Below are 12445 nucleotides of genomic sequence, written 5' to 3'. Positions count from 1 at the left end.
GAAGGGCAAGAATGGATCACGGCGAGTCCATGAACCACGATCATCACGTGGCGAGCTTCCGGCGGCTGTTCTGGATCATGCTGATCCTCGCCGTCCCGGTGGTCGTCTGCTCGCCGATGTTCGCCGGCCTGCTCGGCTACAGCCTGCCCGACCTCCCCTGGCTGGCGTGGGTGTCGCCGGTGCTCGGCTCGTTGATGTACGCGTGGGGCGGCCGCCCGTTCCTGACCGGAGCGGCGGGCGAACTGCGGGCGCGCAAGCCCGGCATGATGACCCTGATCGCGCTGGCGATCACCGTCGCCTTCCTGGCCTCCTGGGGCGCCAGCCTCGGCCTGCTCCACCACGAGCTGGACTTCTGGTGGGAGCTGGCGCTCCTGATCGTGATCATGCTGCTCGGCCACTGGATCGAGATGCGATCGCTGGCCATGACCACCTCGGCCCTCGACTCCCTGGCCGAACTGCTGCCCGACGAGGCCGAACGCGTCGAGCCGAACGGCGAGACCACCACCGTCGCGCCCGCCTCGCTGAGGGTCGGCGACCTGGTGGTGGTGCGCCCCGGCGGCAGGGTGCCCGCCGACGGCGTGGTCGTCGCGGGCTCGGCCGGCATGGACGAGTCCATGATCACCGGCGAGTCCCGTCCCGTACGGCGGGGCGAAGGCGACGCGGTCACCGCAGGGGCGGTCGCGACCGACTCCGGTCTGCGGATCCAGGTGAGCGCGGTCGGCGAGGACACCGCGCTGGCCGGCATCGGCAGGCTGGTCGCCGAGGCGCAGAACTCCTCGTCGCGGGCGCAGCGCCTGGCCGACACGGCGGCGGCCTGGCTGTTCTGGTTCGCGCTCGGCGCGGCGATCGTCACCGCCGTGGTGTGGGCGCTGCTGGGCCGCCCCGACGAGGCGATCGTGCGGAGCATCACCGTCCTGGTCATCGCCTGCCCGCACGCGCTCGGCCTGGCCATCCCGCTGGTCGTGGCGATCGCCTCGGAACGCGCGGCCCGCGGCGGCATGCTGATCAAGGATCGCCTGGCGCTCGAGAGCATGCGACGGGTGCGGACCGTGGTCTTCGACAAGACGGGCACCCTCACCAAGGGCAGGCCGGCGGTCACCGCCGTGGCCCCCGGCGTGCTGCCCGGTGAGGAGGTGCTGGCGCTGGCCGCCTCCGCCGAGGCCGACTCCGAGCATCCGCTGGCGCGGGCCATCGTCGCCGCCGCCCGCGAGCGTGGCCTGCGGGTCTCCGCGGCGTCGGACTTCTCCTCCGCACCCGCCGTGGGCGTCACCGCGACCGTGGACGGCACGACCGTGCGGGTCGGCGGGCCCGCGATGCTCGCCGAGGCGGGAGCGGCCGAGGTCGGCGCCGCGCGCGCCTGGCGGGAGGACGGCTCCATCATCCTGCACGTCCTGAACGACGGGCACGTCGCCGGAGCCATCGCACTCGCCGACGAGATCCGCCCCGAGTCGCGGGCGGCCGTCGCCGCGCTGCGGGAGCGGGACGTCGAGGTCGTCATGATGACCGGCGACGCCGCGGCCGTGGCCGAGACGGTCGGCCGGGAGCTGGGCATCGATCGGGTCTTCGCGGGAGTCCGCCCCGAGGAGAAGGCCGGCCGCGTCCAGGGACTCCAGGACGAAGGCGCGATGACCGCGATGGTCGGCGACGGCGTCAACGACGCGCCCGCCCTCGCCCAGGCGGACGTCGGCATCGCCATCGGGGCGGGCACCGACGTCGCGATCGGCTCGGCGGGGGTGATCCTCGCCGGTGACGATCCCCGCTCGGTGGTCGCGCTGATGGAGCTGTCCCGTGCCGCCTACCGCAAGATGAAGCAGAACCTGTGGTGGGCGGCCGGGTACAACCTCATCGCGGTGCCGCTGGCCGCGGGCGTCCTGGCACCGGTGGGGTTCGTCATGCCGATGTCGGTCGGGGCGGTGCTGATGTCGTTGTCGACCGTGGTGGTGGCGCTGAACGCGCAGCTGCTCCGCCGGCTCGACCTGCGCCCGGACACGGTCGTCCCGCTCAGCTCCGCTCGACCGGCTCCGGAGCGGCCCGCGCCTCCTCGGCCCGGGACGCGCGCAGGCTCGTGACCGTGACCGTGGCCAGGACCCCGATGATGACCCCGAGCGAGGCCAGCGTGGGAATCTCGGGCACCCAGGCCCAGATGCCGTGGGCCCAGTGCAGCACCAGCTTGACCCCGATGAACGCCAGGATGACGGCCAGGCCGTGGTTGAGGTGGCGCAGCTTGGCGAGGACCCCCTGCAGCACGAAGTAGAGCGCCCGCAGGCCCAGCAGGGCGAACGCGTTGGTGGCGAACACCAGGAAGGGATCCTCCGTCACGCCGTACACGGCCGGGACGGAGTCGACGGCGAAGACGATGTCGGTGGCGAAGACGGCCACCATGGCCAGCGCGAGCGGCGTCAGCGCGCGGCGGCCGCCCTGCCGTACGACAAGGCGGGAGCCGTGGTAGTCGTCGGTGACCGGCATGAACCTGCGCACCAGCCGGATGCTGCGCATGGAGGAGATGTCCACCGCCTGGTCCCGATGGGAGAGCGCCTCCTTGAGAATCTTGATCGCGGTGACCACGAGGATGGCGCCGAACAGCAGGAACGCCCAGGTGCCGCTCTGCAGGACGGCCGCGCCCAGGGCGATGAAGACCGCGCGGAGCACCAGCGCTCCGACGATGCCGTACAGCAGGACCCGCTGGGCCAGCTCGGCGGGCACGGCGAAGGCGGCCAGCAGCAGCATGAACACGAACAGGTTGTCGACCGACAGCGATTTCTCCACCACGTAGCCGGTGAAGAACTCGGCCGCGACGCCGCCCCCGTACGCCTGCCACACGTAGAAGCCGAAGCCGACGGGCAGGGCCAGGTAGAACACCGACCAGCCGACCGCCTCCCGCATGGCCACCGCGTGCGGGCGGCGCGTGAGCAGGAAGTCGATGATCAGGAGCAGGGCCAGGACGGCCAGGGTGACGCCCCAGAGAAAGGGCGTGCCGATACTCGTGGCGTTGGACACGAAGGGTCCTCCTCGAACGCACGTCGTCGTTCGAGGTCTCCTTCACCCGGTGTACGGGCGGCCGTCCGGGGACACCAGGTCGTGTCCGTACTGACCGGATCGGCACTTGGGAAGTACTCCCCTCGCGCCGTCCAGATTATGGCCTGCGACCGTATACGTCCAGGCAGCGGCCCGGGGCGCTCTACTCCGGCGCGTTCTCCAGCGGCCACCACCGGCCGTCGAGGGTCAGCCGGTCGGCCTCCTGCGGCCCCCACGTGCCCGGCCTGTAGACGATGGGCGGGGCGGCCGGGGCGAGGATGTCGCCGACGATGCGCCAGCACTCCTCGACGATGTCCATGCGCGAGAAGCGGTGCGGGTCGCCGGTGACGGCGTCCTCCAGGATGTGCATGTAGGCGCGGACGTCGTCGCCCGACAGGCAGGCGAAGTCGAGCGTGGCGGCGACCGGGTCGGTCCCGTCGCCGCCGGCGCTCTTGGCCAGCAGGTCGAAGGTGACGCCCGGTTTCGGGTCGAGGCGGAAGCGGATGAGGTTGGCGGGGCGGTCGCCGGCCGGCCGGAGCTCGATGACGATCTCCAGGGTCTTGGCGGCCATGCTCTTGCCCGCGCGGATCGTGAACGGCACGCCCGACCAGCGTTCGTCGTCCACGTACAGCCGCAGCGCGGCGTAGGTCTCCGTGGTCGAGTCCGGCTTGACGCCCGGCACGTCCAGGTAGCCCGCGTACTGGCCGCGCACGTAGTCGTCCGGCGGCACCGCGCGCACCGTCCTGAGCACCTCGGCCTTGGCGTCCAGCATCGCCACCGGGTCGTCGCCCGCGGGCCGGTCCATGATGAGGAAGGCCAGCGTCTGCAGCAGATGGTTCTGGACCACGTCCTGCAGCGCGCCGACGGCGTCGTAGAAGGAGCCGCGGTCGGCCACGTCGAAGTCCTCGGCCATGGTCACCTGCACGCCGCGCACGTGCGGGCTGGTCAGGGCGGCGCTCATCAGCGTGTTGGCGGTGCGGAACGTCAGCAGGTCCTCGATCACGTCCTTGCCGAGGAAGTGGTCGACGCGGCGCAGCCGTTCCTCCGGGAAGGAGCGGGTCAGCGCGTCCTGGAGCTCGCGGGCGGAGGCCAGGTCGTGGCCGAACGGCTTCTCCACCACCAGCCGCGCCCGCTCGTTCAGCCCGGCCTCGGCCAGGTCGGCCGCGACCGTGGTGAACAGGCTGGGCGGGATGGCCAGGTAGTGCGCCAGGTAGCCGAGCCCGTCGGTCTGCTCGGCGATGCCGGCGAAGGTCGCGGCGTCGTCGTAGTCGACGACGGCCACGCGCAGCAGCTCGCAGAAGGTCGCGAAGCTCTTCTCGTCCAGCGGCAGGCGGGCGGAGATCGCCTCACGCGCGCGTTGCCGTACCTTGTCGAGCGTCCAGTCGCCCCGCACGACCCCGACCACGGGTTCGGTCAGCCTGCCCTGCTCGACGAGCCGGTACAGGGCGGGCAGCAGGCTCTTCCTGGCCAGGTCGCCGGTGATGCCGAACAGGACGAGCGCCCCGGCGCGCGGTGTGGTGGTCATGTTTCCTCTCCCATGGGTCACGGGACCTCGCCCGCGACGATTCCCCAGGACCCGGTGAAGCTGTCGCCCGGCGCCAGGCGGACCAGGTCGACGCCGGTGGCAAAGGCGTTGGGCGGGCAGGTCATGGGCTCGGCGCCGAGTCCCATGCGCCGCCGGTCGGCGGGGACGTCGTCGGCGGTGTAGACCTCCAGCCACGGGTGGGCCTCGTCGAGCCAGAGCGACGTCGTGCGCCCGCCGCCGGACAGCCGCACCCACGCCCGCCCGCCGGAGTCGCGCTCCAGCCGGGTGAAGGCCAGGTCGATGGACTGCGCGCCCAGCACCCGGCCGGCGCGCAGGTCGTAGTCGGTGCCGTCCACCGGCAGGGTCCCTCCGGACGGGATCATCCGGTCGTCGACCGGAAGGTGCTCCGCGGCGGGCAGCCGCACGGTGCACTCGTCGATCGGGCGGCCCACCGTCAGGTAGGGGTGGGCCCCGTGCCCGTACGGCGCGGCCCGCGATCCCCGGTTCGTCGCGGTGACCCGGATCGTCAGGCCCTCGTCGGCGTCCAGGGTGTAGTCGGCGCGCAGGGCCAGGACGAACGGATACCCGGGCGTGCCCAGCAGCACGCAGCCCATCCGCAGCAGGCCGGGCCCGTGCTCGTCCGCCGTCCACCGCTGCCACCGGGCCAGGCCGTGGATCGCGCAGTCGCGGGCGGGCTCGGAGACGTCGAGCTGGTACGGCTCGCCGTCCCAGACGTAGCGCCCGCGGTCGATCCGGTTCGGCCAGGGGATCAGCAACTGGCCGAGCGCGGCGGGCGCGACCTCGTCGGCGTCGTGCGGGAGGACGAGCGGCAGGCCCTGCCAGGTCAGCTCGCGCAGGCTCGCCCCCGACTCGGTCACCACCGCCCGGTACGGCCCGGCGGTGATCGTGAACTGCTCGCCCGTGGTGGTCATCACGGCCGTCAGTGGGGCAGCAGCCGCAGGGTCGCGGCGCGCACGTCCGGTGTCACCATGCTGTCGACGATGCTCGAATAGCGGCCGTACTTGCCGCGGTAGGCCGCGTCGACCTGGTCGTTGACGCCCTCGTCGCGCATCTCGACGAGGTCGACGTCCTTGCTGACGCCGCCCGCCCTGATGTGCCCCTGGTGACGGGTGAGGGCGCCGCCGAACCAGGCGCCGTCGCGCCCGTTCATGCAGCGGACGAAGACCTCGTCCCCGGCTCGCACGACCCACATGGTCACCGGCGCCCGCAGCGAGCCGTCGCTTCTCTGCGACTGCAGCCGCAACTCCTCGGCTCCGTCGATGCTGGCGAGCTCGTCGCCGGTCCAGATGGCCATGGTCATGCCCCCTCCACTCCAGAGCGTCACTATATGTCACTGTGTGTATCGTGACGGGAGGGGGGTTGCCATGGGGGACTGGTTCGCGCGGGAGATCGTGGACACCGGCCGGCTGCGCATGTTCTGCTTCCTCGCCGCGTTCATCGTGACCTTCCTGTTCATCCGGTTCAGCGTGCGCATGATCCGCCGCCAGGTGCGCTGGTGGCCGGGGAACGTCACGCCGGGCGGCCACCACATCCATCACGTGGTCTTCGGGCTGGTGTTCATGTGCGTGGGAGGGATCGGCGGCCTGGTGATCGAGGCGCCGTCCTCGCCCGCGGCGGGCGTCACGGCCGCCCTGTTCGGCGTCGGGGCGGCGCTGGTGCTGGACGAGTTCGCGCTGGTGCTGCACCTGAAGGACGTCTACTGGTCGGAGCAGGGCCGGTTGTCCGTGCAGGTGGTGTTCGTCGCCATCGCCCTGTGCGGGCTGGCGCTGCTCGGGCTGCGGCCGCTGGGCATCGAGGACTTCGGCCCCGACGACGGCGACGACGTCGCGGAGGCTGCCTGGGTGATCGGCCTCACGCTGGTCTTCAACCTCGCGATGGCCTCGATCACCCTGCTCAAGGGGAAGATCTGGACCGGGCTCATCGGCCTGTTCGTCGGGCTGTTCTCGATCGTGGGCGCCATCCGGCTGGCCAGGCCCGGCTCCCCGTGGGCCCGCTGGAGATACACGGAGGGTTCGCGCAAGCTCGACAGGGCGACCAGGCGCGAGGCGCGGCTGTACCGCCCCGTCCGTCACCTGGTCACGAAGCTGGGCGATCTCATCGCGGGCGGCCCGTCGTCGCCCGGCACGTAGTCAGCCCCGCTGCGGGCGCACCAGAGGGAAGGGCAGCGTCTGCCTGATGGAGGCCCCCGTCAGCAGCATGACGAGCCGGTCCACGCCGATGCCCAGCCCGCCGGTCGGCGGCATCGCGTACTCCAGGGCGAGCAGGAACTCCTCGTCCAGCTCCATCGCCTCCGCGTCGCCGGCCGCGGCCAGCAGCGACTGCTCGGTGAGCCGGCGTCGCTGCTCGATCGGGTCGACGAGCTCGGAGTAGGCCGTGCCGATCTCGCTGCCGAAGGCGACCAGGTCCCAGCGCTCGGCCAGCCGCGGGTCGTCGCGGTGCGGCCTGGTCAGCGGCGACACGTCGGCGGGGAAGTCGATGTAGAAGGCCGGCGCGGCGGTGCGCTCCTCGACGAGCCGCTCGTACAGCTCCAGGACCAGCGCCCCGCGACCCCAGGCCGGGCTGTACGGCACGCCGAGACGGTCGCAGAGCCTCCTCAGCTCCTTCTGCCCGGTGTCCGCGGTGACCTCGGCGTCCGCCGCCCGGGAGATGGCCTCGTTGACCGGGACGACGGGCCACTCGCCCGAGATGTCGACGCCGCGCACGACCTCGCCGCCCAGCGCGGCCCGTGCGGCCTCCTGGACGAGTTCGCGGGTGAGGTGGAGCATGTCGCGGTAGTCGGCGTAGGCCTGGTAGGCCTCGAGCATGGTGAACTCGGGGTTGTGCTTGTGTGACACGCCCTCGTTGCGGAACGTCCTGCCCAGCTCGAAGACCCGCTCCACGCCGCCGACGCACAGGCGCTTCAGGTACAGCTCCGGCGCGATCCGCAGATACAGCCGCAGGTCGTGGGCGTTGCTGTGGGTGACGAACGGCCTGGCGGCGGCGCCGCCGTGCACGGGCTGAAGTATCGGCGTCTCCACCTCGAGGAAGCCGCGTCGTGCCAGGCCGTCGCGCAGGGCGTGCACCGCCGCCGCGCGCACCCGCAACATGCGCCGCGCCTCGGGATCGGTGATCAGGTCCAGGTAGCGCTGACGCACCCGCGCCTCGGGATCGGCCAGGCCGCCCCGCTTGCCGGGTAGCGGGCGCAGGCACTTGGCGGTGAGCGTCCACTCGCGCACCAGCACGGACAGCTCGCCCTTGTCCGACAGAGTCACCTCGCCGGTGCAGCCCACGTGGTCGCCCAGGTCGACGACGCGCCGCCAGCGCGCCATCCGCTCCGGATCGGTCAGCATGAGCTGCCGTGTCCCCGACCAGTCGGCCAGCGAGGCGAAGATCACGCCGCCGTGGTCGCGGACGAGCATGATCCGCCCGGCGACGGTCACCCGCTCGCCGACCGTCGCCGCCTGCGCGGTGGTGTGCGTGCGTGAGAAGCCCACCGGGTACGGCTCGGCGACCAGGGCCAGCTTGGCGGTGCGCACCTCCGTCTGGTCGGGCAGGCGGGCGGGCGGCGGCTCCACCGGCTCCGGTTGAGGGTCCAGCGGGGCCTGCCGATGGTGGATCTCGCCCCGGTGCAGCATCGCCGGCAGGCTGCTCACGGTCAGGAAGCCCTCGGCGATCGCCGAGGCGAGCGCGACCTTCGGCAGGTCACGCGTGTCGGCGTAGGCGAGGAAACGCGGCGCCCACTCGGGCCGGTACTTGACGTTCGAGCGGTAGAGCGACTCCAGCTGCCACCACCGGGAGAAGAACAGCAGCGTGCCGCGCCAGGCGCGCAGCACGGGCCCGGCCCCGATCCTGGCGCCCTCCTCGAAGGCGGCGCGGAAGACGGCGAAGTTCAGCGAGATCTGGTCGACGCCGAGCCCCGGCGCCTGCTTGACCAGCCCGGAGACCATGAACTCCATGAGCCCGTTGTCGGCCTCGCGGTCGCGCCGCATCAGGTCGAGCGACAGGCCGCGCTCGCCCCACGGCACGAACGACAGCAGCGCCGCCTCGTCCCCGTCGGCCGTGAGCGCCTCGACCAGGACGCAGCGCCCGTCTGCCGGGTCGCCCAGGCGGCCGAGCGCCATGGAGAAGCCGCGTTCGGTCTCGGTGTCGCGCCAGGCGTCGGCGCGGGCGATCACGGTGCGCATCTCCTCCGCGCCGAGATCGGCGTGGCGGCGCACCCGGAGCGTGTATCCGGCGCGCTCCACCCGGTTGACCGCCTGCCGTACCCCGCGCATCTCGCGGCCCTGCAGCGTGAAGCCGGCCACGTGCACGATCGCCTCGTCGCCCAGTTGCAGGACCTTCAGCCCCGCCCTGGCGTAGTGGCGCGCTCCCTCCTCGCCCGCGCCGATCGCCGCGCAGACCCAGCCGTACTCCGTGGCCTGGTCGCGCCACTTCCTGATCGCGGGTTCCCACGCCTCGGGATCGCCGATGGGGTCGCCGCCCGCCAGGCTCACCCCCGCCACGACCCGGTAGGAGACGGCGCTCTTGCCGCTCGGCGAGAAGATCGCCGCCCGGTCGCGCCGGGTGGCGAAGTAGCCGAGCGAGTCGCGTTCCCCCTCCGCCGCCAGCAGCTCGCGCAGCCGCAGCTCGTCGCCCGGCAGCAGCTCGGCCGTGGCCCGCTGCGAGCGGAACAGCACCGCGAACGCCACCAGCAGCGCGATCGCGCTCATCGCCCCGATCAGGAAGGAGACCCACGGCTGGCCGTGGCCCTGCCTGCTCGGATCCAGTTGTACGGCTCCGCCGAGCACCTTCTCCAGCACCCACAGCGCGCGCTCTCCCTGCCGCAGCGTGCCGGGAAAGGCCGAGACCAGGGCGTATCCGACGCAGAAGGAGATCGCCAGCCCGCCCGCCAGGGTGAGCAGCGCCTTGCGGAACGAGGCGCGCTGCACCTTGGCGTAGAACTCCTTGCGCGCCAGGTGCAGCACCACCAGCAGGGCGACGGTCACGGCGCCGTTGACTCCTGCCTGGAGCGCCGCCCCACGGTCGCCCGGGCCGGGGTCGATCCAGAGCAGCAGGCCGATCAGGAGGTCGAAGAAGAGCGTCACCCAGAGGAAGCCAAGCAGCAGGCGGTAGGCGGCCCGTTTGCGGCGGGCGATCGCCCCGGCGAGCAGGGCCAGGAAGACGGCGTAGGCCAGGTTGGGCTCCAGGGGGAAGACGAACGCGTCGAACCACGCGGTGACGGGGTGGAGGAGCTCACGCAGCGGGCGGAACAACGCGGTGATCGCCGAGTAGGCCGCCATGGCCGCGAGCGCCAGCGACAGCCCTCGGGGCACCCACCCCCACCGCGCCTTCATTGTCCGGATATACCCGACTACTCAGTGTTGTTAACTGCTCACAATGAGCGGCAGGCCTCGGCGATGAGCTGCGGGTTCAGGCGGGGAAGCTGGTGGCCCGCGTCGGGGACGCGCACGAGCCTGGCCCGCCACTCCGCCGCGAGAGCCTCATGGCAGGCGTTGGCGCGGCCCGCCGTGATGATCACGACCGGGATGCCGGGCCACGGGCGCGCGCGGCGGATCTCCTCCAGGTCGGCGGCCATGTCGCGGTAGGCGAGCCATTCGCCCATCGAGGCGGCCAGGAACGGGCCCGACCGGTAGACGCCGCCGCGGTCCCGGACGCCGGTGAGCAGACGGTGGACCGGAGGGCCGAGCAGGCGGGCGAGCGCCGCCGCCGACCAGGTCGAGCCCCACGCCGGAAGCCACCGGCCGAGCGCCCGGCCGGGAGCCGAGGTGCGCCGTCGAGGGCGGGGCTCGCAGCTGGGGTCGACGAGGACGAGCCCGGCCACGCGCGAGGGATGGAGCCTGGCCAGCGCCTCGGCGTGCCAGGCTCCGGCCGAATGGGCGATCACGGTGAAACGGCTGCCGTCGAAACCGGCCAGGCGTTCGGCCTCGCCGTACAGCGTGGGCGGGGCCTGCGGCGCCGGGCGGTCGAAGCGGATCACCCGGTGGTCGGCGGCCAGGTCGCCCGCGACGGCGTCCCAGTGGAACCAGGACCCCGCCACCCCGGTCACGAGCAGGACGGGCGGGCCGGATCCCTCGCTCACCACGCGCATCGGGGCCGTGTCACGGCGCGCGCCGGCGGTCGCGAGCCGGACGGCGAGGCAGAGCAGCCAGGCGGCGATCAGGACGACCTGGATCCGCTGCGTCGTCCCGATGAACGCGCCGGCCGCGACGGCGGCGAGGGTCATGATCGTGGCCGCCGCGGACGCGACGGTGATGGTCCACGCGGGAGCGCTGCGCCAGCGACGGCTGAGCAGCACCATCGAGGCCAGCACCGCGCCGGTGGCGAGCGTGCTGGTGACGGAGTGCAGGTGGTGGGAGAGGGAGTAGACGGCACGGGTGCAGGCGCAGTCGAGCGGGAAGGCGCTGTCGGCGACGGTGAAGAGGCCGAACAGCGCCAGGGCGAGCCGGCCCGGCCATTCGGCGGCCACCCTCGGCGTCAGGGCCGTGCCGAGCAGGCAGGCCAGGCCCGACAGGGCGTCGGTGAGGCGGAGCGTGCCCGACCACGGCTGGTCGCGGGCGGCCAGTTCGCTGACGTAGCCGTTCACGGCGTCGGCGCCCGGGGTGACGAACTGGAAGGGGATCCACGCGCTGTAGAGCAGCGCCGCCGCGACGAACGCGGCCGCGGCGACCACCGTCAGGCTTCGCTCCACGTAGTCATGAAATCACTGGGCGGCGCAGGTGCCGGGCGGCGGGGGAGAGCCAGACCAGGCCCAGGGCGATCACGGCCGACAGCAGCGAGCCCACGATCGTGGCCTCGGGACTCAGCTCGTACAGGAAGGTGCCGAGCGCCGGTCCCGCGATGAAGGTGGCCCCGACCGTGGCGTTGACCAGGCCCGAGACGGATCCCTGCTGGTCGGGGCCGACGACGAGGCTGGGAGCGGCGGTGAAGCCCGGGACCGCCAGCCCGAGCCCCAGCCCGAGCAGGCCGAACGCCACGGCGATGAGCCAGAGATCGTGCGCGATGTACAGGACGACGAACGAGAGCAGGGCGACGGGCGCGCCTGCCCGCATGAGGCGCAGCGCCGGCCAGCCGAGCGCCGGGACCACGGCCGCCTGGACGCCGACGAGCACGACGCCGGCGGTGACCAGGACGATGCCGACGGCGCCCGCGGTCTGCTGCGCGTCCAGGCCCAGCCGGTCGGCGACGAGGAAGCCGACGACGACCTGGATCAGGCCCAGCGACAGGTAGAGGAAGAAGCCCGTGGCCAGCAGCGGCCACATGTTCGCCTGCCACGGGCGCACCCCGGCCGGGCGCGGGCCGTCGACGCGGGGCGGCCGGGCCGGCCGTACCGTGGCCAGCACCCAGATGAGCAGCAGCGCGGACAGCACGGGCGCGACGTAGAGCGGGACCATCAGCGAGATCACCGCGAGGGCGCCGCCGCCGGCGGGGCCGACGATCAGCGACAGGCCCTGCGACGCCCCGACCAGGCCGGTGGCGCGAGTCCTGTCGGCCTCGGGGACGGTGCCGGCCACGGCGAGCGCGGCCACCGGCACCGCGGCGAGCCCGACACCGAACACCAGGCTTCGCGCCACGAGCATCAGCACGAAGGTGGTGCCCGGCTCCAGCGCGCCGTCGAGCCCGGCGGCCGACACCGCGGCGAACCCGGCCAGGCCCGCGGTGGAGAGCCCGAGTCCGATCACGAGGACCGCGCGTAACCCGATCACCCGCAGCGCGTGGCCCCACAAGGGGCTGGCGACGGTCAGCGCGGCGGCGGCGACCGTGACGACCAGGCCGAGCTGCGTCTCGGTCAGCCGCAACGCTCGGGAGAGCGGCGCCAGCACGGGGGTGAGCAGCTGCTGGGCCGAGAACAGGACAATCGCCGCGATGAGCAGCGGAGCCATGGCTTTGGTCACGGGTCTCCTCCAG

At 72.8% G+C, this 12445-nt stretch carries 9 protein-coding genes; 2 read left to right on the top strand and 7 right to left on the bottom strand.

Annotated features, from left to right (window positions below):
* Positions 1-29: 29 nt before the first annotated feature.
* A complete protein-coding gene (locus ACIBH1_RS37075; RefSeq protein WP_397318705.1) occupies positions 30-2069 on the top strand; it encodes a heavy metal translocating P-type ATPase in 2040 nt (679 codons plus the stop codon).
* Here ACIBH1_RS37075 and ACIBH1_RS37070 read toward each other — a convergent pair.
* From ACIBH1_RS37070 to ACIBH1_RS37055, 4 genes are all read right to left on the bottom strand, one after another.
* Positions 2002-2997, bottom strand: coding sequence for a TerC/Alx family metal homeostasis membrane protein (locus ACIBH1_RS37070; protein ID WP_397318704.1), 996 nt, complete (start codon positions 2995-2997; stop codon positions 2002-2004). The genes ACIBH1_RS37075 and ACIBH1_RS37070 overlap by 68 nt on opposite strands.
* A 181-nt stretch (positions 2998-3178) precedes the next feature.
* Positions 3179-4540: a glucose-6-phosphate dehydrogenase gene (locus ACIBH1_RS37065; RefSeq protein ID WP_397318703.1), complete on the bottom strand. Its 1362-nt coding sequence runs from the start codon at positions 4538-4540 to the stop codon at positions 3179-3181.
* Positions 4541-4557: 17 nt separating this feature from the next.
* Entirely contained in the window at positions 4558-5472 is a 915-nt protein-coding gene (locus ACIBH1_RS37060; protein ID WP_397318842.1) for an aldose 1-epimerase family protein, read from the bottom strand.
* A gap of 8 nt (positions 5473-5480) precedes the next feature.
* Positions 5481-5861, bottom strand: a complete 381-nt coding sequence (locus ACIBH1_RS37055) for a DUF2255 family protein (RefSeq protein WP_397318702.1) — start codon at positions 5859-5861, stop codon at positions 5481-5483.
* 64 nt (positions 5862-5925) lie between these two features.
* Here ACIBH1_RS37055 and ACIBH1_RS37050 point away from each other — a divergent pair, with 64 nt between their 5' ends.
* On the top strand, positions 5926-6690 hold the full coding sequence (locus ACIBH1_RS37050) for a hypothetical protein (RefSeq protein WP_397318701.1): 765 nt from the start codon (positions 5926-5928) through the stop codon (positions 6688-6690).
* Here the strand turns inward: ACIBH1_RS37050 and lysX are convergent, their stop codons facing one another.
* From lysX to ACIBH1_RS37035, 3 genes are read right to left on the bottom strand one after another with little or no spacing between them, the layout of a single operon-like run.
* On the bottom strand, positions 6691-9873 hold the full coding sequence (gene lysX, locus ACIBH1_RS37045; protein ID WP_397318700.1) for a bifunctional lysylphosphatidylglycerol synthetase/lysine--tRNA ligase LysX: 3183 nt from the start codon (positions 9871-9873) through the stop codon (positions 6691-6693).
* A 38-nt stretch (positions 9874-9911) separates the two neighbouring features.
* On the bottom strand, positions 9912-11228 hold the full coding sequence (locus ACIBH1_RS37040; RefSeq protein WP_397318699.1) for a DUF998 domain-containing protein: 1317 nt from the start codon (positions 11226-11228) through the stop codon (positions 9912-9914).
* Positions 11229-11232: 4 nt separating this feature from the next.
* On the bottom strand, positions 11233-12432 hold the full coding sequence (locus ACIBH1_RS37035) for an MFS transporter (RefSeq protein WP_397318698.1): 1200 nt from the start codon (positions 12430-12432) through the stop codon (positions 11233-11235).
* Between the last annotated feature and the right edge of the window lie 13 nt (positions 12433-12445).

It is taken from the genome of Nonomuraea sp. NPDC050663, from assembly GCF_044456985.1.
Lineage (GTDB): Bacteria > Actinomycetota > Actinomycetes > Streptosporangiales > Streptosporangiaceae > Nonomuraea.
This window is presented reverse-complemented; position numbering and strand designations above follow the sequence as displayed.